The 24,776-nt window shown below is 63.4% G+C and carries 24 protein-coding genes; 15 read left to right on the top strand and 9 right to left on the bottom strand.

From position 1 onward, the window contains the following. The 6 genes from thiF to ACMNI9_RS03825 form a co-directional block, all read left to right on the top strand. Positions 1-539, top strand: a 539-nt coding sequence (gene thiF, locus ACMNI9_RS03850) for a sulfur carrier protein ThiS adenylyltransferase ThiF (RefSeq protein ID WP_418830932.1), incomplete at its 5' end; no start/stop codon positions are given. A gap of 75 nt (positions 540-614) precedes the next feature. Then, positions 615-1,388, top strand: coding sequence for a thiazole synthase (locus tag ACMNI9_RS03845; RefSeq protein WP_114566904.1), 774 nt, complete (start codon positions 615-617; stop codon positions 1,386-1,388). A gap of 8 nt (positions 1,389-1,396) precedes the next feature. After that, a complete protein-coding gene (thiH, locus tag ACMNI9_RS03840) occupies positions 1,397-2,668 on the top strand; it encodes a 2-iminoacetate synthase ThiH (protein WP_418830931.1) in 1,272 nt (423 codons plus the stop codon). 1 nt (position 2,669) lies between these two features. Continuing rightward, positions 2,670-3,260, top strand: coding sequence for a thiamine phosphate synthase (locus ACMNI9_RS03835; RefSeq protein ID WP_418830930.1), 591 nt, complete (start codon positions 2,670-2,672; stop codon positions 3,258-3,260). A 105-nt stretch (positions 3,261-3,365) separates the two neighbouring features. Next, on the top strand, positions 3,366-4,565 hold the full coding sequence (locus tag ACMNI9_RS03830) for a GAF domain-containing sensor histidine kinase (protein WP_216529522.1): 1,200 nt from the start codon (positions 3,366-3,368) through the stop codon (positions 4,563-4,565). Beyond that, positions 4,562-5,206 (top strand): response regulator transcription factor, encoded by a 645-nt coding sequence (locus tag ACMNI9_RS03825; RefSeq protein WP_114566901.1) that lies wholly within the window; start codon positions 4,562-4,564, stop codon positions 5,204-5,206. The genes ACMNI9_RS03830 and ACMNI9_RS03825 overlap by 4 nt, the downstream gene beginning before the upstream one ends. A 50-nt stretch (positions 5,207-5,256) precedes the next feature. On the opposite strand, the gene ACMNI9_RS03820 is transcribed toward ACMNI9_RS03825, so the two are convergent. From ACMNI9_RS03820 to ACMNI9_RS03795, 6 genes are all read right to left on the bottom strand, one after another. Next, a complete protein-coding gene (locus ACMNI9_RS03820; RefSeq protein WP_418830929.1) occupies positions 5,257-6,153 on the bottom strand; it encodes a 4Fe-4S binding protein in 897 nt (298 codons plus the stop codon). Continuing rightward, on the bottom strand, positions 6,150-6,407 hold the full coding sequence (locus ACMNI9_RS03815) for a chaperone NapD (RefSeq protein WP_114566899.1): 258 nt from the start codon (positions 6,405-6,407) through the stop codon (positions 6,150-6,152). Before ACMNI9_RS03815 ends, ACMNI9_RS03820 begins: the two co-directional genes overlap by 4 nt. Positions 6,408-6,538: 131 nt before the next feature. Continuing rightward, positions 6,539-6,871, bottom strand: coding sequence for a hypothetical protein (locus ACMNI9_RS03810; protein WP_114566898.1), 333 nt, complete (start codon positions 6,869-6,871; stop codon positions 6,539-6,541). A 5-nt stretch (positions 6,872-6,876) separates the two neighbouring features. Next, complete coding sequence (gene napA / locus ACMNI9_RS03805; protein WP_418830927.1) at positions 6,877-9,435, bottom strand: nitrate reductase catalytic subunit NapA; 2,559 nt, start codon at positions 9,433-9,435, stop codon at positions 6,877-6,879. Positions 9,436-9,522: 87 nt separating this feature from the next. After that, positions 9,523-10,131 (bottom strand): 4Fe-4S dicluster domain-containing protein, encoded by a 609-nt coding sequence (locus ACMNI9_RS03800; protein WP_225749065.1) that lies wholly within the window; start codon positions 10,129-10,131, stop codon positions 9,523-9,525. A 211-nt stretch (positions 10,132-10,342) separates the two neighbouring features. Next, entirely contained in the window at positions 10,343-11,134 is a 792-nt protein-coding gene (locus tag ACMNI9_RS03795; protein WP_418830926.1) for a teichoic acid transporter, read from the bottom strand. A 307-nt stretch (positions 11,135-11,441) separates the two neighbouring features. Here ACMNI9_RS03795 and ACMNI9_RS03790 point away from each other — a divergent pair, with 307 nt between their 5' ends. Then, positions 11,442-12,554 carry a TerC family protein gene (locus ACMNI9_RS03790; RefSeq protein ID WP_114566894.1) on the top strand — a complete coding sequence of 371 codons (1,113 nt, stop codon included), beginning with the start codon at positions 11,442-11,444 and terminating at the stop codon, positions 12,552-12,554. 565 nt (positions 12,555-13,119) lie between these two features. On the opposite strand, the gene ACMNI9_RS03785 is transcribed toward ACMNI9_RS03790, so the two are convergent. After that, on the bottom strand, positions 13,120-14,028 hold the full coding sequence (locus tag ACMNI9_RS03785) for a diacylglycerol/lipid kinase family protein (RefSeq protein ID WP_225749067.1): 909 nt from the start codon (positions 14,026-14,028) through the stop codon (positions 13,120-13,122). Between the two features lie 70 nt (positions 14,029-14,098). Here ACMNI9_RS03785 and rnd point away from each other — a divergent pair, with 70 nt between their 5' ends. The 6 genes from rnd to ACMNI9_RS03755 all read left to right on the top strand — a co-directional run bounded on the left by rnd (position 14,099) and on the right by ACMNI9_RS03755 (position 19,674). Continuing rightward, entirely contained in the window at positions 14,099-15,244 is a 1,146-nt protein-coding gene (gene rnd / locus ACMNI9_RS03780; protein ID WP_418830924.1) for a ribonuclease D, read from the top strand. 185 nt (positions 15,245-15,429) lie between these two features. After that, complete coding sequence (locus tag ACMNI9_RS03775) at positions 15,430-16,092, top strand: zinc metallopeptidase (protein ID WP_418830922.1); 663 nt, start codon at positions 15,430-15,432, stop codon at positions 16,090-16,092. A 9-nt stretch (positions 16,093-16,101) separates the two neighbouring features. After that, positions 16,102-17,472 carry an exodeoxyribonuclease VII large subunit gene (gene xseA / locus ACMNI9_RS03770; protein WP_418830920.1) on the top strand — a complete coding sequence of 457 codons (1,371 nt, stop codon included), beginning with the start codon at positions 16,102-16,104 and terminating at the stop codon, positions 17,470-17,472. Next, positions 17,469-17,726 carry an exodeoxyribonuclease VII small subunit gene (gene xseB / locus ACMNI9_RS03765; protein WP_114566889.1) on the top strand — a complete coding sequence of 86 codons (258 nt, stop codon included), beginning with the start codon at positions 17,469-17,471 and terminating at the stop codon, positions 17,724-17,726. The genes xseA and xseB overlap by 4 nt, the downstream gene beginning before the upstream one ends. Positions 17,727-17,885: 159 nt before the next feature. Further along, positions 17,886-18,239 (top strand): histidine triad nucleotide-binding protein, encoded by a 354-nt coding sequence (locus ACMNI9_RS03760; RefSeq protein ID WP_114566888.1) that lies wholly within the window; start codon positions 17,886-17,888, stop codon positions 18,237-18,239. A 220-nt stretch (positions 18,240-18,459) separates the two neighbouring features. Then, on the top strand, positions 18,460-19,674 hold the full coding sequence (locus ACMNI9_RS03755) for an acetate/propionate family kinase (RefSeq protein WP_114566887.1): 1,215 nt from the start codon (positions 18,460-18,462) through the stop codon (positions 19,672-19,674). An 83-nt stretch (positions 19,675-19,757) separates the two neighbouring features. Here ACMNI9_RS03755 and pta read toward each other — a convergent pair whose 3' ends face one another. Beyond that, the gene (gene pta / locus ACMNI9_RS03750) at positions 19,758-20,759 is read right to left on the bottom strand and encodes a phosphate acetyltransferase (protein ID WP_114566886.1); all 1,002 of its coding nucleotides are present in this window, start codon (positions 20,757-20,759) and stop codon (positions 19,758-19,760) included. A 223-nt stretch (positions 20,760-20,982) separates the two neighbouring features. Between pta and glf the strand changes: the two genes are divergently transcribed. Both glf and ACMNI9_RS03740 read left to right on the top strand, forming a co-directional pair. After that, the gene (glf, locus tag ACMNI9_RS03745) at positions 20,983-22,197 is read left to right on the top strand and encodes a UDP-galactopyranose mutase (RefSeq protein ID WP_114566885.1); all 1,215 of its coding nucleotides are present in this window, start codon (positions 20,983-20,985) and stop codon (positions 22,195-22,197) included. Between the two features lie 65 nt (positions 22,198-22,262). After that, entirely contained in the window at positions 22,263-23,285 is a 1,023-nt protein-coding gene (locus tag ACMNI9_RS03740) for a glycosyltransferase family 2 protein (protein WP_418830918.1), read from the top strand. Positions 23,286-23,459: 174 nt separating this feature from the next. Here ACMNI9_RS03740 and ACMNI9_RS03735 read toward each other — a convergent pair whose 3' ends face one another. Further along, positions 23,460-24,527, bottom strand: a complete 1,068-nt coding sequence (locus ACMNI9_RS03735; RefSeq protein ID WP_418830917.1) for a type IV toxin-antitoxin system AbiEi family antitoxin domain-containing protein — start codon at positions 24,525-24,527, stop codon at positions 23,460-23,462. Positions 24,528-24,776: the final 249 nt, after the last annotated feature.

The raw sequence follows: 24,776 nt of genomic DNA, 5'->3' as shown, positions 1-24,776 counted from the left end.
TTGCGGGCCTTGGCGGCCTGGGATCGAACATCGCGGTCATGCTGGCGCGATCGGGCGTCGGCGCGCTTCATCTGGTCGATTTCGACGTGGTGGACGAAAGCAACCTGAACAGGCAGCATTACTTTCGCGAGCACCTGGGCCGTCCGAAGACCGAAGCGCTTGCCGAGCAGCTTGCGCGCATCGATCCGCGCATCGAGGTCGATATCGATTGCGTGTGGGTCGACGCGGCAAACGCCGTGCGGCTGTTCGAGCGCGAGCGCATCGTGTGCGAAGCGTTCGACGTCGCGGAGTGCAAGGCGGCCCTGGCGAACGCCTTGCTCAGCGAAACGCCGGACACGATCGTGGTGGCGGGAAGCGGCATGGCGGGCGCGGGCCCGGCTGATCGGATGGTCACGCGGCGGGCGGGCAGAAGGCTGTACGTCTGCGGGGACGGCTCGTCCGACGTCGCCGATGCGGCGCTGTACGCGCCGCGCGTGGCCTTGTGCGCCGCACAGCAGGCTTTGGTGGTCGTGCGCTTGGCGTTGGGGCTTGAGGAATAGTCGAAGAGATAAAGAAACAAGAAACGTGCGCTGCGCCAAGCTGCGGGCTTCGGCGCGGTTGGGAAGGAAACATCTATGGGGTACGAACCTGATGCATGGTCGCTTGGAGGGCGCACGTTCACGTCGCGCTTCATTTTGGGATCGGGGAAGTTCAACCTCGATCTGGTGGAGGCTGCGGTGCGCGACGCCGGCGCCCAGATGGTGACGCTGGCGGTCCGTCGCGCCAACACGGGACAGGAAGACAACATCCTGGACGCCATTCCGGAAGGGGTGACGCTGCTGCCGAACACGTCGGGCGCGCGCACGGCTGAGGAAGCCGTGCGCATCGCTCGCCTGGCGCGCGCCATGGGCTGCGGGGACTTCGTCAAGGTCGAGGTCATCCGCGATGCGGCGTACCTCATGCCCGACAACGCCGAAACGGTGCGCGCTACGGAGCTTCTGGCGAACGAGGGCTTCGTCGTGCTTCCCTACATGTTCCCCGACCTTACCACGGCGCGCGATCTGGTGAGCGCCGGCGCGGCTGCGGTGATGCCGCTGGGCGCTCCCATCGGGTCGAACAAGGGGCTTGCCGCGCGCGACTTCATCAAGATCATCATCGACGAAGTGGACGTGCCCGTTATCGTGGACGCCGGCATCGGGCGCCCTTCACAGGCGTGCGAAGCCATGGAGCTGGGGGCCGCCGCCGTCATGGCGAACACGGCTGTGGCAACCGCCGGCGACGTCGCGCTCATGGCCGCTGCGTTCAAGCATGCGGTCGAAGCGGGGCGCGCGGCGTACCGCGCGGGATTCGGGCGCGTGCTCGAGCGCGCCGAGGCCTCGTCGCCTTTGACCGGGTTCCTGGCGGATTAGGGGGCGCCGTGCAAGACGAACAACGCTTGAACGCGCCCGCATGGGGCGAACCTGGCTGGAAGGTCCCCGGCTTTTCGCGCGCGCAGGCGGCCGATCCGTCGGACGTTGCACGCGATTGCGGCATCGACCCGCTTTCGTACCTTCCCGACATGGATGCGCTTGACTCCCCGGTCATCTCAGAAGTGCTCGAGCGGGCGTCCGCCTTCGATTTCGCATCCGTGACCGCCGCCGACGTCCGCCGCGCCTTGGCGGCCGAGCGGCTTTCTCCTGAAGACTTCGGGGCGCTGCTTTCTCCGGCAGCCGAGCCGTTTTTGGAGGAGATGGCCGCCGCCGCCCAACGCGTCCGCCGTCGCTGGTTCGGCAGCACGGCGTACCTGTTCACCCCGCTGTATCTGGCGAACTATTGCGACAACCACTGCGTGTACTGCGGGTTCAATCGCAAGAACGACATCTGCCGCGCCCAGCTCGACCAGCGCGGTATCGTGCGCGAGCTTGACGCTATCGCCGAAACCGGCTTGGAGGACGTCCTGCTGCTCACGGGGGAGGATCGCGAACGCACCGACCCCGCCTACATCGCCGAAGCGTGCCGGCTTGCGTCGGAGCGCTTCCGCGCGGTGGGCGTGGAGGTGTATCCGCTAAACGAGGACGAGTACGCGCTGCTGCATCGAAGCGGCGCGGACTACGTGACCGTGTTCCAAGAAACCTACGATCCCGCTCTGTACGGCAAGCTGCACCGAGCCGGACGCAAGCGCGTGTTCCCGTACCGCGCGAACGCCCAGGAGCGCGCGTTGCGCGCCGGCATGCGGGGCGTGGCCTTCGGCGCGCTTCTGGGATTGGGCGATGCGCGGCGCGACGCGTTCGCGTGCGGGATGCACGCATGGCTTCTGCAACGCGCGTACCCGGCGGCGGAGCTCTCGCTTTCCTGTCCGCGCCTGCGGCCTATCGCGGGCAACGAGAGCTTGGGCTCGCGCGGCGTGGGCGAGCGCAGGCTTTTGCAGGTCATGTGCGCGTACCGCCTGTTCCTGCCCCAGGCGGGCATAACCATATCGTCGCGCGAGCGGCAGGGATTCCGCGACCGGGTCATGGGCATTGCGGCAACGAAGATATCTGCCGGCGTGTCGACGGGCGTCGGCGAGCACGCCGCTGCCGAAGACGAGCATGCTGCATCGGCGGGCGACGATCAGTTCGAGATAGCGGACGACCGCGACGTGAAGACCGTTTCGGCGGCTCTGCGCGCGCACGGCTTGGAACCGGTCGCGAACGATTACGTGCGGGTGTGAGATGCGGCCTTCCATCGAGCTTGCGGACGTTCTTGCCAGCGGGGCTTTCGTGCGGGCGTTCGTCACGGACAGGCGCTCGTGCGCCCGGCCTCTCGCAGATCACGTGGCGTTGCTGAAGGGCTGCGTCGATCTGGTCATCCTGCGCGAGAAAGACCTGGGCGCGAAAGAGTACGAAGCGCTCGCGCAAGACGTGTCCGCGGCATGCGCCCGCGCCGGAATGGCGTTTGCGGCCCATACGCAGGTCGACGTCGCGCGTCGCATGGGCTGTTCGGCCGTCCATCTGCCGCTGCCGCTTCTGCGCGAGCAAGGCCGCCCCGCAGGCTTTTCGTGCGTGGGGACCAACGTGCATGCGGCGGTGGAAGTGAGCGAGGCCGAAGCGCTCGGCGCCGACCTGCTGATAGCAAGTCCCGTGTTCGCTCCTTCGTGCAAGCCGGGCGCGCCGTTCGGCGGCGCTTCGTTTCTGCGGGACGTGGTCGAGCGGGCCCGGATCCCGGTGCTGGCGCTCGGGGGCGTGACGGATGAAAACGAGCAGGTCGTACGAGCCTGCGGGGCGGCGGGCGCGTGTCGTATGGCCGACTACGCTCGTCGCTGACGAGTCGGGCGCATCCGACGGGAGCGTCCGTGCAATTCCCGGCAAAGTAGGGGATAATGAAACGCTGAATGTAACGTTTGCGTGCAGGGTGGACGGGGGATGCGCGTGGGGGCATCGAATTTCAGCGAATGCGAGCTGGCGGGCACGTGCGCGGAGTACGCGCGCCTGGTCGAGGACATCAAGCGTTCGTACGGCTTCGATTTCGTTTCGCTGGGCTTGACGGCGTTCATCGGCGCGCCCCTGAAATGGGTGTACAGCGCCGGTGCGACAGGCGAGCGTCATCGGCGCATCGTGCTGGCGCCCGGCCACGGCATAGGCGGCATCACCATCAAAGCGGGCAAACCCATGATGTTCACGGACATCGACGAGGAGATCGATCCGCGCGAGTACTCGTCGTACCCGATCGTGTTCGCCGAGGACCTGCGCAGCTTCTGCGCGCTTCCCCTGACCAGAAAGGGGCGCGTGGTCGCCGTGCTGCTGACGGCGTTTCGCTCGGTGAGCGACCATCATCAAGAGGTGTACCGAGACTTGATCCTGAATCTGGACGGCTCCCTTCTTGGGATGGACGTGGTCTCGACCGACTTCATGGACTTCGAGAGCATTGCGGCGGAGAAGCGCGTCGACACGCAGCACAACCCTATTTTCGTGCGCTCGGACCTGTCGCGCGTGATCGCGGCGCAGGAGGACGAGCGAAAGCGCATATCGCGCGAGCTGCACGACGGTATCGCCCAGGAGCTGCTGACCGTCTCGTTTTCGCTCAAGCTGCTGGAAGGGCACGTCGACCAGGCGGGCGCGGAAGTGCTGGCGTCAGCCAACAACAACATCGGGCGCATTTTGGACGAGCTGCACAACATATCGGTCGAGCTGCGCCCTTCAACCCTTGATCATTTGGGGTTCATGGCGGCGCTGCACTCCCAAGCATCGGTGTACGAGAAAACGTACGGCACCGAGATCGTGTTCGAGGGGTCGTTGTCGCGCAGCCGGTTCGATCAAGCGCTCGAGACGCAGGCGTACCGTATCTGCCAAGAGGCTATACTCAACGCCTGCAAGTATTCCGAGGCCGATAAGATATACGTGACGTTGGAAGATTCCGACGGATGGCTGCATGTGTCCGTCATCGACCACGGCTGCGGCTTCGATACCGAACGGCCCGTGATCAAGGGGAGCGGCTGCGGACTTTCCGGCATGCGGGAGCGTGCGAGCATCATCGGCGCGATGCTGACCATGGAGTCGGGTCCGAACGGCACGAAGGTCACGCTCGTTTCGCCGATGAACATTGTCGAGGGCAAGGAGGTGGACGCATGATACGTGTCATGCTTGCGGACGATCACGAGGTGGTGCGCGCCGGGTTCAAGATGATCCTGGAGCAAGACCCCGACCTCAAGGTAGTGGCGGAAGCGGCGGACGGCGCGCAGGCGTACGCCATCGTCGCGCGCGAAAAGCCCGACATCCTGCTCATGGACATCTCGATGCCTCCGGGGCAAAGCGGGCTGGTTGCGTGCGAGAAGATCACGAAGGATTTTCCGTGCACCAAGGTGATCATCTTGACGATGTTCGCCGAGCCGGAGTACCTGTTCTACACCTTGCGCGGCGGCGCGGCAGGCTACGTGCTGAAGAACTCAAGCTCCGAAGAACTGCTTGCGGCGGTGCATGCCGTGGCTGAAGGAGGCAGCTACATCCATCCGAAGATGGCGGCGCTTCTTACGAAACAGCTGGTCAAAGGTGGAGAGGAAGAAGACCGATCCTATCAGCAGCTCTCGAATCGAGAGCTGGAGGTGCTTCAGCTTTTGGCCAAGGGCTTCACGAACAAGGAAATCTCGGAGCAGATATACCTTTCCGTGAAGACCATCGAGGCGCACCGTTCGAAGATTTACCAGAAGCTGGGTTTGAAGACCCGTGCCGACCTGGTGGATTACGCGCTCAGGCACAAGCTGCTCAACGTGTAGCGCGAAAGCGCGGCGGGGCCGTCTGGGCGGTCCCGCATGCGGTGCGCGCCCTACGCTTCGACGTTCGGGCGCGCGGGCTTTGCGCTGCGGCCCACGCAAAACGAGAGCGCGCGCGTCGGGCAGGCGTCGATGCACGATCCGCAGGCCATGCAGTCGCCCGCGCGCACGATGACGTCGCGCTCGGCCAAGACGGGCTCCAATATGGCGGGGTCGCACAGGCAGGCGTTCTTGCAGGCGTCGCAGTGGATGCAGGCTGCGTGGTCGAGGCGTACGTTCACCTGGCCTGCGCGCCCGACGGCTTGGTAAAAGCCGCCAAGCGGACAGAGCGAGCGACACCATACGCGATGCCCCCAGAACAGCTCCGCCAACACGATGGCGCCCAGCACCCATAGGCCCGTAACGGCACCGAACAGGATGCCCTTGTTGATCGCGCTGATGGGCGAGAACGCTTCGAACACCGGAATGCTCGTGACGGCGGACAGCGCAAGCACGGCCAGGGCTATCCACAGCTTCGCGCGCCGGGGCACGGGCGCCTCGCGCACTTCGATGCCGAGCTTGCGGCGCAGGGCGTCGACCAGCTCGAGCACCAGGTTCACGGGACATATCCATCCGCAGAATGCCCTGCCTCTGATCAGGCCGTACAATACAAGAACGGGCAAGGCGGCCAACAGCCAGTCAAGCGCGAAGGTCTTCGACGCCGCTATGGTTTGGAGCATGGCGAACGGGTCGAGCACTTCGATGCCGAAGATCGAGGACGACGACAGGCTCCCGAAGAACGGCAGCTGCGCGGGCGCGGGGACCGCTTCCTCGCCTCCGGCGAACAGGCCGAAAAGACCCCATCCGGCTGCGATCAGCGGCAACGCGAACAGCACGAGGGCGCCCACCTGCACGCTGCGGCGCAGCCACGTCCAGCGAAACCCGCGCGATGCGGTCCGTGCGTCGCTCATCGCGATCCGACCTTGGCAAGCGTGGGGTCGTCCTCGAAGTTCGCGTACACCAGGTTGATGCCGGTGACGCCTTCGATGCCGATGAACCCGCTTGCGACGGCGTGCGACGCGTCGACCGTTTCGGCCTCGATGGTGACGACGATCTTGTACCCGTTCACTTCGTGAACCTCCACGCCTTCGCGCAGGTCAAGCTCGCGCGCGACGTCTTCGGTCCGCGCGGGCGCCGTTTCGATGACCAGGCTCGAGATGACCATGGTGCTCTCCTTACTCGTTCTGTCCTTCCGGTGCCCGCCTCCCCTCAACAGGGGAGGCGGGCGGGGAGGGAATGCGTCTGCTCATGGCAATGTGCAGACGCGGGGATGGGCAAGCCGTTTCGACGCGCGCGCTACCCCTGCGGATGGCAGGTGATGCACTGCTCGCGCGTGGGTTCGATCTGCTTCGTTTCCACGTTGCCGTCTTTGTAGTGGTCGTCGGGCAGAGCGGTTGCCCCGTTCAGCATGGGGTTCGCCAGATCGTTCGCGCCGTGGCAGCCGTAACAGCCGGCTGCTCCCAGGTTGTCCGCGCGTCCGACGTGCGTGGGCGGCATAAGCGGCGCCGCTCCCGGCGGGATGTCGTCGTTTCCGGTGTAGCCTGCGCGCTCGGTCGCGCACCCGGCAAGCGCGCCTGCGCCAAGGGCCATGGTCAGCACGAGGGCGGTGGCGATAGCTTTCTTCTTCATCGGTTTCACCTCTCTACCTTCGTGATGGACACGCAGGTCTTCTTGTAGTCGGGCTCTTTGGACAGCGGGCAGTACGTATCCTGCACGGCCAGGTTGATCAGCGTTTCCTCCGCGAAGAAGGGCGCGAACACCGTACCGGCGGGAGGCTCGGTGCGTCCAGCCGTCGACACCTTGATCTCGAACTCTCCGAAGCGCGACTTCACCTTGACCATATCGCCGTCCTTGATGTCCATCTTCGCGCAGTCCTCCGGGCTCATGTTGAGCAGCGCCTCGGGAAGCGCGCGATCCAGCTCGGGCACGCGCCGCGTCATCGATCCGGTGTGCCAATGCTCCAGCAGGCGGCCCGTGCAGAACACGAACGGGTACTCCTTGTCCGGCTCTTCCGCGGGCGGCTCGTAGGGGCGAAACACCACGGAGGGCTTCATCTTGGCGGACTTGTAGAAGCTCACGCCGCCGGCCAGGCCTTCCTTGCCGTACTGGGCCACGCCCACCTCGTCGAAGCCGTCCTCCTGCTTGCCGGTGGAGAAGCGCCACTTCGTGGGCAGCCACGTGCCGTTCACCTCGCGCACGGGCCAGGTCAGGCCGTGATGCGTCAGGTATTCGTCGTAGGGTGCAAGCTGCTTGTTCTCCATCTTCAGCTTGGCTTCAAACTTCCCGTCGACGTCGTTGTTGATGGCCTGGGCTTTCTCGTTCAGATCGGGGTTCGAGAACGTGCGGTACTCTTCCCAGATGGCGCGGTTCGTTTCGCGCGAATCGCCCTTGAAATCAGCGGCGCTCTTGTCGTAGATATCGCCGAACAGGCGGTCGAACGCATCCTGCCCGTCGATCTTCTCGCCGTCGAGCACGCGGCGCGCCACCTCCATGATGACCCAAAGGTCCCACTTCGCCTCGCCCGGCGGGTCGACGGCCTTCTCGAACACGGCGGTGCGGCGCTCGGCGTTGCCGAACTGGCCTTCGCGCTCCACCCACATAGCCACAGGGAGCACCACGTCGGCGTATTTCGTGGACAGGGTGGGGTAGACCTCGTTCACCACGACGAACGTGTCCATGACGCCCGTCTTGTCGCCCTTGCCCAAGAAGCGGGTGAGGTTCGGCATGGAAACGGCCCAGTTGTTGTGCGCGGACCACAGGAAGTCTATGTTGCCCTTGGACATTTCACGGAAGATCTTGACCGTGTGGAAGCCCGGCTTCTGGATTTCGTCCAGGTAGCCCTCGGGCAGGTTCCAGATGACTTCGGTGTAACGACGATGCTGCGCGTTGGCCACCAGCAGGTCGGCGGGCAGGCGGTGGCTGAAGGTGCCCACTTCGCGCGCGGTGCCGCAGGCGGTGGGTTGACCGGTCAGCGAGAAGGGGCCGTTGCCGGGCTGCGCGATCTTGCCCGACAGCAGGTGGACGTTGTAGATGTTGTGGTTCATCCACGTGCCGCGGTTGTGCTGGTTCACGCCCATGGTCCACAGCGACATGACCTTCTTGTTCGGGTCGGCGAACACCTCGGCCAGCTCTTTGAGGTCCTCGGCGGCTACGCCGGACAGCTGCGCGGTGTACTCGAGGGTGTAGGGCTCCAGGCGCGCGGCGTACTCCTCGAACGTGATGGGTTCCACCTTGTCCACGGATTTGCCGACGTCGCTGGCATCGTATCCGTCGTCGATGGCGTTGCCGATGTTCTCGGTTCCCTGCTTGAACTGCAAGTGGTCGTTGACGAAGGCTTCGTCGTACTTCTTGTTCTGCACCAGGTAGTTGGCGATGCAGTTGGCAATGGCCAGGTCGGTGTTGGGCTTGAAGACCATGACCTTGTCGGCGCTTGCGCTCGTGCGCGTCTTGAGCGTGGTCAGGTCGTAGTGCTTCACGTTGGTACCCGAGAGCTTGCGCGCGGTCAGGCGCGAGTACAGCATGGGATGGGCCTCGGCCATGTTGGCGCCCCAGGTGACGAACACGTCGGCTTCATCCAGGTCGCTGTAGCTGCCGGCCGGCTCGTCGGTCTGGAACACGTTCATGAAGCCGACCACGGCGCTGGCCATGCACAGGCGCGCGTTCGGGTCGATGTTGTTGGACAGCAGGCCGGCCTTCCAGAACTTGGCGGTGGCGTAGCCTTCCGTGATGGGCTGCTGGCCCGATCCCCAGAACGCCAGGCGGCTCTTGTCCTTCTTCCAGGTGTCCTTGAGCTTGCCCGCCACCAGTTCGAGCGCCTCGTCCCAGGTGGCTTCGCGCAGGCCGTCGTCGGTGCCCTTCGTGGACTTGTCGTCGCGGATAAGCGGCACGGTCAGACGGTCGTCCCCGTACAGGATCTTTGCCAGATAGTAGCCCTTGACGCAGTTGAGGCCCTTGTTGGACTGGTTGTCCGGGTCTCCCGTCACCGACACCAGCTTGTTGTCCTTCACTTCGCAGATGACGCCGCAGCCGCAGCCGCAGAAACGGCACACCGACGTGAATTTCTGCCCCTCGCCCGAAGACGCTCCCTGCTGGTTGCTGCCGCATCCAACGAGCGACGACATGGTGCCCGCCGCCGCGGCGCTTGCCAGCGCTACGGCCGTGGCTTTGACGAACCCTCGTCTTGAGATGTCCATGACATCCCTCCTTCTCCCGTTTCTCTCCCGTTGCATTCGTGTCCTCAACCGCCGTCCGGACGGTGTGAAACCTCGTTCGCAGCTTCGTTACTGCGGATTGCCTCGCGCGCGTTCCGCATCGGTCGCGATGCGGATGGGCACGGTCGGCTCGCTGACCACGCAGCGCTCGACGCACAGCCCGCAGCCGACGCACGCGTCCTCGTCGATGACGGGGGCGAACAGCGTGTGGATGGCGTCGCCTTCGCGCATGCGGTAGTCGATGACGATGGCCTGGTCGATAAGGGGGCAGGCGCGGTAGCACACCTCGCAGCGCATGCCTTGAAACGCGATGCAGCCTTCCTCGTCGATGACGGCTACGCCCATGCGCACGTCGGAGCGCGCGGATACGTCGCGCAGCGCGCCGGTGGGGCAGGCGTCGACGCAGGGGAAGTCTTCGCAAAGGCGGCACGCCTGGTCGCGCGCGTCGATGCGCGGCGTGCCGACGGCCATGCCGGCTTCGTTGCCTGCGGGCTTGAGCGCTTGGTACGGGCACGCTTCGATGCACTTGCCGCATTTGATGCAGCGCGCCATGAAATCGGATTCGCCCTGCGCTCCCGGAGGGCGCAGCAAGCTGGACTCGCCGCGAGAGGCGTAGGCAACTGCCTGGAAGGCCACGATGGCGGCCGATGCGCCCGCTATGACGCTCGATAGTTTCATGAAATCCCCTCCTCGTACCCTGTATCATGCGCTTGAACGGGCGCGGTGCCTATCGGGGTATGTCCGAGTGCAAGGAGGGGATAAACCCGCCTTGTTGCGAGGGTTTTCTTCTATTCTTTTGCGAGGATATTAGGGAAGGGCGAAACGGGAAAACGAAGCCCGGCATCGAAAAAGACGGGGTCGATGACCCCGTCTTCCTGTGGTTTGCCTGCTACAGCGTGAGGCGTACGCCGACGTACACGGCGGTGTCGGGCAGGCCGGAGATGTCGTAGACGCTGGAAAGCGCGATGGCGGACACCTTCCAGGTGTAGACGGTGCCCCCTACGTCGACGGTGCCGGTTTGGAAGGTGTTGCCCACCTCGTCGACGCCCGCGCCGCCCTCGGGGGTGGTGGCCGGGTCGAATCCTTCGGAGGCGATGGCCGCCTGCACGGCCGCTTCCACGGTTCCCGACGTGAAGTCCGCGTACGTGACGCGCATGGAAACGCCTTCGCTGCGGTCGACCTCGAGGGTCCACGACCCGTTCAGCAGCAGCGCGGCTTCGGCGGCGCTCAGGTTCGCTACGCCCTTGCTGTACAGGACGCCCGCGTCAAGCTCGCTCACGTCGGAGGGCAGCTTGATGATGTCCATGTTGCCGGCGGCGGCTTCCTCTTCGCTCGTGGTGTCGTAGATGGTTGCGCCGGCGTCCACGAATCCCTGCTTGATGCTGGCGTTGTCGCCGTTTTGGATGACGGAGGGCAAAACCGGCAGGTCGTACGTAACTTCGCGAGCCAGGTTCTGTTCGACGCTCGCCTGGGCGCGGGCTGCTTTGCCCTGCACCTCGTCAAGCACGTTGAACAGCATGAATCCGCCGATGACGGCAGCTGCCGCCACGAACAGGCCCATGATGGCCATTTGGGAGCGCGGCATGTCGAGCGGGCGTTGAAGGCCGCTGGCGTCCAGGTAGCGGACGGGGCCGTCGCTTTCGACGTAGTCGTTGCGCTTGTTGAAGAAATTGAACTGCATGGCATCTCCTGCAGGAGGTCTCGGGTTCGTCCGGGATGATTTTGTGCATTGCGTAGTATAGCATTGCCGACGTGGGAACCTCGTGTTAGGATACGATCCGCCCGTGGGGGAGTAGTTGGCATGCGGCTTTAGCGCGCATGCGACACGTTCAACATCATGGCCGAAAGGTCTGGCGTGTCTTAATTAACGAGACTCATGGCGCGGTTCGCATGCATCTGCAGCCGCGCCATGAGTCTTTTTTTGTGAGCTGCGCCTTCCCCGGGAAAAGACGAGCAACCGAAGAAGCAGCAGAAGGAGCAATCAACCCGTGGATCTTTCAATCTTCGCATCACCCGAGGCTTGGATCAGCTTGGTCAGCCTCATTTTCCTGGAGATCGTGCTGGGCGTGGACAACCTGGTGTTCATCTCCATTACGACGAACCGCCTGCCCGAGGACAAGCAGCACATCGGTCGCAAGCTCGGCCTTGCCGGCGCGCTCGTCATGCGCATCGTGTTTCTGTGCTTCGCCTCGTTCCTCGTGCACATGACCGAGCCTTTGTTCACGGTCGACCTGGGCCCCTACACCCACGGATTCTCCGTGCGCGACCTGGTTCTGCTGATCGGCGGCGGGTACTTGATCTACAAGGGCATCGCCGAGCTGCGCGATACGCTCAAGCTCACCGAGGTCAAGGCCGAGCATTGCGAAGAGCACAAGGCGCTGCACCGCATCGCGCTGCCGCAGGCCGTGGGCACCATCATGGTCATGGACCTGGTGTTCTCCATCGACTCGGTCATCACGGCGGTGGGCATGGCCGACCACCTTATCATCATGATCATCGCGGTCATGTCGGCCGTGTTCTTGATGATGATCTTCATCGACCCCATCTCCAACTTCATCAACGGTCATCCCGAGATGAAGATGCTCGCGCTTACGTTCATCGTGGCTATCGGCGGGTTGCTCGTCATCGACAGCGCCGGCTTCCATACGGGCATCGAGCTTCTGCACATGCCGCTTGAGAAGCTGATCGTGTACTTCGCCATGGTGTTCTGCATCGTGCTCGAGCTTATCCAGATGCGCTACAACGCGAACTTCCTTGCGTGGCGCAAGGAGCGCTGGAAGAACGAGACGGCAGCTCAGATCGAAAACGTGCGCACCGAGATGCTTGAAGAGCTCAAGCGCGAGGCGGCTGCCGACGTGGCCTCCGGCAAGCCGGCCGACGCGGCGCGCGATGCCGTTGCCGATCGCGTCCGTCCGGTGATCATCGGCAACAACGTGTACGTGATGATGCCGATGGTGGGCGAGGACGCCGCATCGTTCAAAGAGCTGATGGCCGGTTCTGCCGCGGCCGGGGAATCGTTCAGCGCGCCGCTTGAGATCGGGGCGCACGTGGAGGACGTTTCCGGCGACGATCCCACCTACGAGGTGCCGAAGGACAAGTAGGGCTGTCCCTTCCCGATGGCTCGCTGGCGAACGGCCGTGCAGCTGCAACAAGCTGCACGGCCGTTTTGCGCGCGCCGTCGCGCTGGCGTGCGCGATGCCGGGTGGATGTTGCTGTGCTGGCGGATGCGCCGCCGGGTGGATGTTGCTGCGCTGGAGTGCGCGATGCCGGGTGCACGTTGCCGTGCTGGCGGATGCGCCGCCGGGTGCGGTTGCTGCGTTGGAGTGCGCGATGCCGGGTGGATGTTGCCGTGCGTGGCAAAACGGACGAGTTTTGCTGGTCCTCAAACGAGAATAAAAGCAACCGTCGACTCTGTGACCTGGGACGATAAAAAATCTCGGCGCACAACCTTCGGGCGAAAGCGCAAAAACCCCCGCAAAACTCGTCCGTTTTGACACGCGGGCGAGGTTTGCGGGGGTGCAGGGTTCGTGAGGTTCACGGGGGTTGCGGGGTTCGCAACGGGGCGCAAGGTTCGCAAGGGTCGTGAGGTTGCGGAGTTCGCGAGGAAACGTCCCCGATGCTGGCGCGGAAGCGCGTCGAAGCCGATAAGCGCACGGCGCGAAGCGGCTATTCCGCGAACTGGTTGTAGCCTTCTTCCGACACGATGAGGCGTGCCGCATGCGGCATCATGCGCGCGCTGAAGGGGGTGGTGAGGCGGGTGGCTTCGCCGTCGTACTGCACTTCCATGGGCGGATCGGCCTCCACGCGCACCGTGCGGGCGCGGTGGATTTCCAGGGCGCCCGTGCGATCGGGGAAGTCGCCCCCTCGATCTAGGATTCCCGCGAGCAGAGCCGGTATCAGCTCGAAGGCGTTTTGCGCTTTGAGCACCACCACGTCGAACACGCCGTCGCGCGGCTTGTTCTCGTGCGTGACGGCGATGTCGAATTGGATGCGGGAGAAGTTCACCAAAAGGATGCCCACGCCCTCGCTCTGCACGGTTTCGCCGTCCAGCTCGATGGTGAAACGCGACGTTTGCGGCAGCGGGTTCGCGATGGCCGCCGAAAGATAAGCCATAGGTCCGAACAGGCGCTTTGCAGGTTCGGCGCCGTGCATGATGGCGGCGTCGTAGCCTGCTCCGGCCATGATGCCGAAGCCGAACCGCTTGTCGGCCACCTCGATTTCGCCCATGTCGAAGTCGAGGGTGCGCATTTCCCGGATCATCTTCGCCAAGGCGTGCGGCTCAAGAGGCGAGGAGAGGTTCAGCGCAAGCAGGTTCGCGGTTCCCGCGGGAAACGGCAAAACGGGCACGCCCGTGTTCGCCAGCAGATAGTTGACCGTCGCCACCGTGCCGTCGCCGCCGCTTGCAACCACGGCATCGTAGGATGCGGCGTCGTCGAGCAGCGCGCTCACGGGGGTCGTTCCGTCGGTTGAGCGGACGCATACCTCGTCGCCGTCTTGGACGGCGGAGCGGATGAAGTCGTATACGGAGCCGTCTCCGAACCCGGACGAGAGATTGTTGATGACGAGCAGTTTCACAGATTCCCTTTCAGTTGCTATGATGGCATGGTACAACATAGAGCGTGAAACACAAGGTAAGGAACCCCCGGTGTACATAGCAAACCAAGAAAACCTCGTGGCGTTCGTCGAGCGCGCCATGCGTTCGAGCGTCCTGGCGATCGATACGGAGTTTCTTCGTGAAAAAACCTACTACGCCAAGCTGTGCCTTATTCAGCTGGCCACTGACGACGAAGCTGTTATCGTGGATCCGTTCTCCGTCGGCGATCTGGGCGCACTGAAGCCGGTGCTGGAAAACGAAAGCGTCGTAAAGCTGTTCCATGCGGGTTCTCAGGATCTGGAGATTCTTTTGCGCGAAGTGGGCGTGCTGCCGCGGCCGATTTTCGACACGCAGGTGGCGGCGGCCCTTCTGGGCCACACGCAGCAGATCGGCTACGCCGCGCTGGTGGGGACGGAATGCGGCGTCACGCTCAAGAAGATCGACTCGTTCACCGATTGGTCGCGTCGGCCCTTGTCCGAATCCCAGTTGGAATACGCGGCCGACGACGTGCTGTACTTGCCGCGCATGTACGCGCGCATGCGCGCGCAGCTCGAGCGAAAGGGCAGGCTTTCGTGGCTCGATCGCGACTTCAAGGAGATGAGCGACCCGGCCAAGTACGCGACTGACGAGCGCAGCCGCTATCGCCGCCTCAAGCGGGTCTCGCAGCTGTCGCGGCGCCAGCTTTCGGCGGCGCGCGAAGTGGCGGCCTGGCGCGAGCTGGAGGCCCAGCGCCGCGACGTGCCGCGCAAATGGGTGATCACCGACGAGCAGATCGTCGAAGCGTGCAAGCGCGAGGCGCGTTCCATCGACGAATTGTTCATGGTACGCGGCATGTCCGACAAGCTGTCGACGCGCGAGGCGCGCGCGGTGGTTTCGCTCATGGGATCCGCGCTGGACGCACCGCCTGATTCCTGGCCCGACGTCGATCGTTGCAGCAAGAACGAGCCGAACGTCGACGCGCAGGTTGATATGATGACGGCTGTCGTGCGCTTGCGTGCGAAGGAAAGCGGCGTGGCGTTTCCCACCTTGGCGAGCCACGACGACCTTGCGCGGGTCGCGCGCGGCTATCGCGACAACATCGACCTTTTGCGCGGATGGCGTCGCTCGCTCGTGGGCGAGGAGCTTTTGGAGCTTTTGGAGGGCAGGCTGTCGCTCAGGCTCGACGGGGGCGATCTCAAGGTGGACCGCATCGCGTAAGCGCCTGCTTTGCGGGGCTCGGCCCCGCATCTTGCAGTTCACGAAACGGTGACGGACGTTTGGTGATTTCACATAGCTTTTCGGCTTGTTTTCAGCGTGATTTCTGGGTCTTGTATACTGAAAGGGTAAGAGATGCAGCGGCCGGAGCGGCCGCGGAAGCTACCCCTTCGAAGGAGTGTTTCGAGTTGAGCACATCGTATATCCTCTTGATCGTCGTTACGCTTGCCATCGGCGGCTTCGCCACGTGGTACGTCAATTCGCAGCTGAAGAAGTACACGCACGTGCCCATTTCCACGGGCCTGACCGGCGCTGAAACCGCGCGCCGCATGCTGCAGTACTACGGCATCACGGGCGTCGAGGTGCATCGGGGCGGTCCCGGCCAGGACTTCTTCGACCCGCGCACGAACTCGGTGACGCTGGGCCCCGATTCGTACGACGGACGTTCCATCACCGCCACGGCTACCGCTTGCCACGAGGTGGGCCATGCGTACCAGTTCGCGCAGGGCTACGCGCCCATGAAGATCCGCGGCGCTCTGGTGCCCGTGGTGAACTTGGCTTCGAACGCGTGGATCTTCTTGCTGATGCTGGGCATTTTCATGCAGAGCATGGGCATGCAGACGCTCGCCATCGTCATGTACGGTGCTGTGGTGCTGTTCCAGCTGGTCACGCTGCCGGTTGAGTTCGATGCCTCCAAGCGGGCCATGGTGTACATGAACACCGCTGCGCTGCCGCAGTCCGAACAGGCGGGCTCGTTCAGCGTGCTGCGCGCATGCGCGTTCACCTACGTGGCGGCCGCCCTCACCTCCGTCCTGCAGCTTCTGTGGCTGCTGAGCCAGCGCCAGGAATAGCGTCGATCCATGGACGAACAGGAAAAATCGGCGGCGCTTTCCGTTTCCGCCGCGATGTCGCTTGCGAAAAGCGCGCTCGAAGGCGTGACGGTGCGGCTTGTGGGCGAAGTGTCCGAGCTTTCCAACAAGCCGGGCTACAAGGCGGTGTACTTCACCGTCAAGGACAAGAGCGCCGCTCTGCCCTGCATGATGTGGGTCAATCGCTACCAGGCGTCCGGCGTGCAGCTGAGCGTGGGGCAGCTGGTGGAGTTGACCGGTCGCTTCACGCTGTACGCAGCGAAGGGGCGCATGAACTTCGACGTGTTCTCCGTGGCGCTGGCGGGCGAGGGCAACCTGCGCTTGCAGGTGGCGAACCTGGCGCGCAAGCTGGAGGCCGAAGGGCTCATGCGGCCGGAGCGCAAGCAGCCTGTTCCGGCGTTTCCCCTGACGATCGGCCTGGTAACCTCACCGCGCGGCGCGGCCGTCCATGACGTGCTGCGCACGCTGCGGCGCCGCTTTCCCGTAGCGCGCGTCGTTTTGGCGGGTGTTCCGGTGGAGGGTCCGCGTGCGCCGGAGGATATCGTCGAGGGCATGCGCTGCGTGCTGCGCGCGGGCGCCGAGGTGATCCTCGTGGTGCGCGGCGGCGGGTCGTTCGAAGACCTCATGCCGTTCAACGACGAAGGCCTTGCGCGGGCGATCTCGAAATGCCCCGTGCCCGTGGTGACCGGCATCGGGCACGAGCCCGACACGTCCATTGCGGACATGGTCGCCGACGTGCGCGCCTCTACGCCCACGGCTGCCGCGGAAGCGGTAAGCCCGGCGCGCGAAAGCTTGGAGCACGTGCTCGAGGCTCGTTCGCGATCGCTTGCCGCGAGCGCCGGGCGCGCCGTGGAGCGAGCGACGGCCGAGGTGCGACGCATTGCGACCCGGCCCGTGCTGCGCGATGCGAACCTGCTGTTCGCGGCCGAGGCGCAAGGGCTTGACATGGCTGCGGAGCGCTTGTTCCGCGCCATCCCCGCGAACCTCGAGCGCGATCAAGAGCGATTGGAGCGTCAGCGCGAACGCCTTGCGCGCGTCCTTCCGCAGAACGTGGCGCGCGATCGCGAACGCCTTGCGCGCGAACGCGATCGGCTTGCCCTTGCGGGCAATGCGGTTATTGCGCGGTTCGAGCAGCAGGCCGGTCTTGCCGCTGCCCGCTTGAACGACCTTTCGCCGCTTGCCGTGCTGGGTCGCGGCTACGCCATCGCGCGCACCGCCGAGGGCGGCGTGGTGAAAAGCGTGGAAGCTGCGCCTGTCGGCTCGCTGGTGGACGTGTCGGTGTCCGACGGCGTGCTTGCTTGCCGCGTGGAGAACACGCATCGAATCGATACCGAAGTCGTAGTTTGGGAGGACGTGTCATGATGGAGAATACCGAACCGAAGCCCATCGAGGAGCTGTCGTTTCGCGAGGCCATGGCGGAGTTGGACGGCATCGTAGGCGTTTTGGAGAGCAATTCGCTCGAGCTGGAGGACAGCCTGCGAAGCTACGAGCGCGGCGTGTCGCTTCTGCGCGCTTTGCAGGGCCGTTTGACCGAGGCGCAGCAAAAGGTGGACGTGCTCATGGGCGAGCTCGTGGCCGACACCGACGACGGCGCGCGCGACACCAGCCTGTCCTGATGCGTTCCTACGCTCGGGGTGGGGTCCGCAAGACCGTCGCTTTGTTCCAAGGATCTTGCGAGGCTCCATCCCGAACGCTTGGCGAAGCCGATAGGTTTCGGGGCGCGCCGTCGTCGGCGACGTTCCCAAGATACGCTCGAACCGGAAAGAGGGATCAGCATGATCAAAGAGGATTGCCTGTTCTGCAAGATCGTGGCGGGGGAGATCCCGTCGACCAAGGTGTACGAGGACGATCGCGTGCTGGCGTTCGAGGACGTCAATCCGCAGATGCCCGTGCACACGCTCATCGTGCCGAAGAACCACTACGACAACATCGGCGACAACATTCCCGAGGATGAGATGGGGTACCTGTTCAACACGGTCAAGAAAGTAGCCGAGCTCAAGGGCATCGCCGAGAGCGGCTACCGCGTGATCGTGAACACGAACGACGACGCGCAGCAGTCCGTGCACCATGTTCACGTTCACGTTTTGGGCGGCGCGCCCATGAACTCGGGCGATCCTTCGCAAAAGTAGCATCTTCGCCTGCAAGGGCGCAGGGCCGACAAGACGGAGCCGGTAAGGTGGGGGGATGCCCTTCTGCCTTGCCGGCTCTTGCTGTATCCGGCATAAAGGCCCGGCTTTGTTTTCGGTGAACGGCGCGCCGCTTGCCGATAGGACGCCTCCTTTGAATACGGCCTTTTGCGCATGCGCCTAAAATATATCCCTTGGGAATAGTAAATAAGGAGGCAGATCGTTGAACGTCCTAGTTATCAATGCGGGATCATCTTCCTTGAAGTACCAGCTGGTCAACGTTGAGCAGCATGAGCTTTTGGCGAAGGGCATCTGCGAGCGCGTGGGTTCCGCCGAGGCTTTTCACAAGCATGGTCTTGACGAGAACGAGCAGGTCATCGATGCGAAAATGGCCGATCATGACGATGCGATGGCGTTGGTGCTCGAATCTTTGACCGAGGGACCTACCAAGGCCATCGATTCCCTTTCGGAAATCGACGCCGTTGGGCATCGCATCGTGCAGGGCGGGAAGTACTTCGACCGGTCCGTCCTCATTGACGACGAGGTGATCGCGAAGATCGACGAGTTGGCGGAGCTTGCTCCTTTGCACAACGGCGCCGCGCTCATGGGCATTCATGCGTGCATAAAGCACATGCCGAACGTGCCCATGGTGGCTGTGTTCGACACGTCGTTCTTCCAGACGCTGCCGCCGAAGGCGTTCATGTACCCCTTGCCTTACGAGCTGTACGAGAAGTACGCCATTCGCAAGTACGGTGCGCACGGCACTTCCCATCGTTACATCTCCGAGCGCGCGGCAGTGGTGCTCGACGAGCCGATCGAGGACCTCAAGCTGATCACGTGCCACCTGGGCAACGGCTGCTCCATCAGCGCCATCGACCACGGCGTGGCCGTGGACACGTCCATGGGGCTCACGCCGCTCGACGGCCTCATGATGGGCACGCGTTGCGGAGCGATCGACCCTGCCATCGTGCCGTTCGTCATGGAGCATGAGAACCTGACCGGCGCCGAGATGAACGACTTGATGAACAAGAAGTCGGGTCTTCTGGGCATCTCCGGCATCTCGAACGACCTGCGCAGTGTGCGCGACGCCTCCGAGCAGGGCGACGAGCGCGCGCAGTTGGCTTACGACATGTACTCGAACTCGGTGAAAAAGTACATTGGCCAGTACATCGCCGTCATGGGCGGCGTGGATGCCATCGTGTTGACGGCGGGCGTGGGCGAGAACTGCGAGAAGATGCGCCGCATGATCTTCTCGGGCTTGCAGCCCCTTGGCATCGTCCTGGACGAGGAGCGCAACCGCCAGCGCGGCTTCGAGCGCGAGATTTCGACGGACAGCTCGCTGGTGAAGATCATCATCATTCCCACGAACGAGGAGTACATGATCGCTCGCGACACCTTCGACATCGTGCACGAGAAGGCGAACGAGCCGCTGATCTAGCGCGTTCGGTGCAATCGACGGTAAAAAAGGCGACCTACGGGTCGCCTTTTTTGTCGGGTGCTTGCAGGTGCTGCTCCGGTAGGTTATTCGGCGGCTTTCTTCGCCTGGGCCTGCACGCAGGTGATGGCGATGACGCCCACGATGTCGTCGGCGGTGCATCCGCGCGACAGGTCGTTCACCGGGGCTGCGATGCCCTGCGTCACCGGGCCGTACGCCTCGGCGCGCGCCAGGCGCTGCACCAGCTTGTAGCCGATGTTGCCGGCGTCCAGGTCGGGGAAGATCAGCACGTTGGCACGGCCTGCAACGGGGGAGTCCGGAGCCTTCGATGCGCCCACGGAGGGAACGATGGCAGCATCAAGCTGAAGCTCGCCGTCAAGCGCCAATTCCGGTGCCAGCTCCTTGGCGATGGCCGTAGCTTCGACCACCTTGGCGGCGTCGTCGTTCTTCGCCGAGCCGTACGACGAATGCGAGAGCATCGCCACGGTGGGCTCGGTGCCGATGAGCGTTTTCCACGACTTCGCGGAGTTCACCGCGATATGCGCCAGCTTCTCGGCGTCGGGCTGCACTTCCAGGCCGCAGTCGCTGAACAGGAAGGTTCCTTCCTGGCCCAAATCGCAGTTGGGAACCACCATGATGAAGAACGAGCTGACCAGCTTCACGCCCGGTGCGGTCTTGAGAATCTGCAGGCTGGGGCGCAGCACGTCGCCCGTGGAGTGGCAAGCGCCGGCCACCATGCCGTCGGCAAGGCCGGCCTTCACCATCATGACGCCGAAGTACAGCACGTCGTTCAGCTTCTCGTCGGCGGCTTCGGGGGTCATGCCCTTCGCTTTGCGCAGCTCGTAGAATTGGCTTGCAAGCTCGGCGCGCAGCTCGGACGTGCGCGGGTCCACGATCCGCGCACCGTCGAGTCGGTATGCGGAGGCTTCGATGGCGGCCGCGTCGCCAAGGATGACGAGGTCGGCCACGCCGTCGGCCAGGATGCGCTCCGCAGCCGCCAGCGTACGCTCGTCGTCGCCTTCAGGGAGCACGATGGTTTGCTTGTTCTCCGTGGCTCGGGCGAGCATGGAATCGAGAAATGAACTCATGGCACCGTCCTTACGATCAAGTATCAAATTGCCGCTTCCAGCGCTGCGGCCGCGCTCGCATTCGTTTCCGAATTTATCCACTTTATATGATAATCCACGCAGCCCCGACCCTTCCCGGTAAAATAACGTGCGGCATATTTGGCGCGGCAAAGCGCGCGTCTCAACCATAGGATTCCCTCGCAGGCGCAGATGAGCCGGCGGGAAGGACAAGGAAGGCAGCTTCATGGGTGTGCAGTACCGGAAGTTCACTGATCTGGACAGGTCTGATTTCGACGTCATCGTTGTGGGCAGCGGTTTTGCCGGCAGCGTGGTGGCGCGCGAGTTGGCGGAGCGCGCCGGCAAGCGCGTCCTCATCATCGAGAAGCGCGGCCACATAGGCGGCAATATGTACGACGAGGCGGACGAAGCGGGCATCCTGGTGCACCGTTACGGGCCGCATATCTTCCACACCAACGACAAGCGCGCCTTCGACTACGTGCGCCGCTTCACCGATTGGCGCGATTACCAGCACGAGGTTCTGGCGGACTGGTACGGCACGTACATGCCGGTGCCGTTCAACAAGAACTCGATGGAAATCGCGTTCGGTCAGGAGAAGGCTGCCAAGCTGACCGAAAAGCTGATCGAGACGTTCGGCGACGAGCGCAAGGTCACCATCAACGAGCTGCGCGCGCAGGACGATCCCGAGCTTACCGAGATCGCCGACTTCATCTACAAGAACGTCTTCCTCTACTACACGCAGAAGCAGTGGGGCCTCACGCCCGAAGAGGTCGATCCCAGCGTGACCGCGCGCGTGCCCGTGTTCGTGTCGCGCGACAACCGCTATTTCCAGGATGCGTACCAGGGCATGCCCGCAGACGGCTATACGCCGCTGTTCGAGCGCATGCTCGACCACGAGAACATCGTGGTATGCCTGAACACCGAAGCGGAAAGCGTGTTCGACCTGGAGTTCGAGAGCGGCGACGAGAACGCTCCGCTCACGGCTATCAACGTCAAGGATCAGGCGTTCGAGGGTCCCATCGTTTACACGGGTCCGCTTGACGAGCTGTTCCTCTCGCGCTTCGGGCGCTTGCCGTACCGCAGCTTGGACTTCGTGTACGAAACGCACGACAAAGAGCAGGTCCTTCCGTGCGGAACGGTGAACTTCACCGTGACCGAGGACTACACGCGCATCACCGAGTTCAAGCATCTGACGGGCCAGACGGCTCCCAAGACCACCATCATGAAGGAGTACAGTCACTCCTACGACGATCCGAAGAAGCAGATTCCGTACTACGCCATCATCAACGACCAGAACAACGCTCACTACGAGCGCTATCTTGCGCTGACCAAGCCGCTTGCGAACTTCTATCCGCTGGGTCGTTTGGCCGAGTATCGTTACTACAATATGGACGTCATCATCGGCCGCGCGCTTGCGCTGGCCGATCAGCTGGCGGGGTAACAGGCATCGATTGCGCGGCGGGGACGCTCCCGCCGCGCTCTACCAAGACGACGGGGATAGGAACCATGAAGACCATTTCATTCGCCATTCCGTGCTATAACTCGGCGGCGTATATGGACAAGTGCATAGAATCCACTCTGGAGTGCGGCGACGATATCGAGATCATCATCGTGGACGACGGCTCGACCAAGGACGAGACGCCCGCCAAGGCCGACGCCTGGGCGGCGAAGTATCCGGATATCATCCGTGCCGTGCATCAGGAGAACGGCGGCCATGGCCAGGCGGTGAACACGGGGCTTGCGAACGCGACGGGGCGCTACTTCAAGGTGGTCGATTCCGACGACTGGCTCGACGAGCACGCCATGTCGGAGATCATGGGCTACCTGCGCTTCCAGTGCGAGCTGGAAAACGCCGTTGACCTGGTAATCGGCAACTACGTGTACGAGAAGGTGCACGAGGGGTCGCGCACCGTCATGCACTACCGCAACGTGTTTCCCGAGGGGCGCGTGTTCGGTTGGGCCGACGTGGGTCACTTCCTGCCCAGCCAGTACCTGCTCATGCATTCGGTCATCTACCGCACCCAGCTTTTGAAGGATATCGGGCTGGAGCTGCCGAAGCACACGTTCTACGTGGACAATATCTTCGTGTACGTGCCGCTGCCGCATGTCAAGACCATCTACTATCGCGATCTGGACATGTATCGGTACTTTATCGGTCGCGAAGACCAGAGCGTGAACGAAAGCGTCATGATCGGGCGCATCGATCAGCAGCTGCGCGTGACGCGCACCATGATAGACGCCGTGCGCCTGCCCGACGATGTGCCCGAGAAGCGTCTTGAGCGCTACATGGAGAACTACCTGTCCATGATGATGTGCATCTGCTCCATCTTCTTGCGCATGATCGACACCGATGAGGCGGAGGACAAGCGCGAGGCCATCTGGGATTACCTGAAACGCCAGGATTCGGACGTGTACCGCCGCATCCGCCGCAGCGCGCTCAATATGGGCACGAACCTGCCTACCGGCTTGGGCCGCAAGATCGGCATCACCGGCTATCGCATGGCCCAGAAGATCTTCAAGTTCAACTAACGTGAAAGCGGGCTTCGGCCCGCTTTCTGCTTTCTGGTTCGGTTCTCGTCCCGAGATCGGCGTCTTCCCGTTCCGCGTCCGTCGGTCCCTGCTCCCGATCCTCGTGACCTATTGTCGCCCGAAACGTACGGTTTTCTCGCCGAAACCGTACGTTTCGGGCGACAATTTCCTGAGCTAGGCGCCAAAAGGCTCGAAAGGGCCGTCCTCGAAGCTGCGCACCGTGAAAACCTGCGCCGAATCCGAGCGGGAGCGTTCGAACTTCCGCTCGGCAAGAGCGGTTTCGGTGCTGCGAGGAATCCCGTACCTTTCGAGCAGCTTCACGAAAAGTGCCTGGTCCATCACGTCCTTGCACGAAAATCGGACGATAGGCATGCCGTACAGCGTAATCTGGGCTTCTCTATGACGCTCATCGGCAAGCGCCCGCAACGAAGACCGGCCGCCGAGCAACTCCGCATCCTCGTATTTCTGCATCCCATCGAACTCTCCGAGGACCCTGCCTCCATCCAGGCGAGTCCAAAGGAAATCGACGCGATAGAACCGTCCCGCATGCAAGGGCTGCGGCAGAGCGACCTGAAGCTCGGGAAGCGCGAAGCCCTGCCTGATCATCACGGCGCGCGCAATGGATTCGCCCCCGCTTTCGCTCAAAGGGTCGGCGTGGTACATCGTGCGAACGGCATCGGCAACATGCGCATGGCCGCTTCCCAAGCGCTTGAAGCGGGAAACGAACCAGCTCGATGGTTTTCCGCTCATGCGCAGCGCGCTATCGGCAACGGCAAGCGCTTGCTCGAAGCCGGAAGTGCGCATGCAGTCGAAAACGGTCCGTGAAAGCGACGTTACCCGAAGCCCGCGAACGACCACGGGCTCGTCGCCCGAAATCACATGCCATCGAACGTTCGTCGAGCTGACGTTGCGCCTCGACCGGGACGTTGCAACGTGAACCACGTCCAGGCTGCTGTACGAAACGGACAGGCCGAACGCAACGGCAGCCGATTCGTGGCAAAAAACCCAATCCGGATGCAGCTCCTGCACGGTGCGAAGCACGTAGAGCGCCTGATCGAACCTCGAAAGCCCATTCCAGCACGCCGAGCTTGCATACACGCCTCGCATCGGACGAACGACCGCGCCGCATTCGGCGCGCCTCCGCAAGATCGCCCGAACGCGATCGCAAGAGGGAACCAGGCATTTTCCTGCACGCTCGGCTTGCGAGAGCAGCCCGGCAAGTTCTGCATCATTGGCTTTCATCGCATCTCACCACCATTCGCCCTATGAGACCTTGACCTATCATTTCACAGAATCAGCGCGGGCGGATGGTGGACATTCGGTTCGCAAGACGAACATTGTCGCCCGAAACGGACGGTTTCGGCGAGAAAACCGGACGTTTCGGGCGACAATGCGGGCTGCGACCCGCGAGCGCGACCTGCGACCGCCGGCTGCGGTTGCAGGTCGCAGCCGGCGGTTCGCGACCTGCGGCGATGTCGATGCCGCAGGTCG

Source organism: Paraeggerthella sp. (assembly GCF_048427265.1).
Classification (GTDB): Bacteria; Actinomycetota; Coriobacteriia; order Coriobacteriales; family Eggerthellaceae; genus Paraeggerthella; species Paraeggerthella hominis.
The sequence above is the reverse complement of the archived record's forward strand: the minus strand, read 5'-3'. Positions and strand labels throughout refer to the sequence as shown.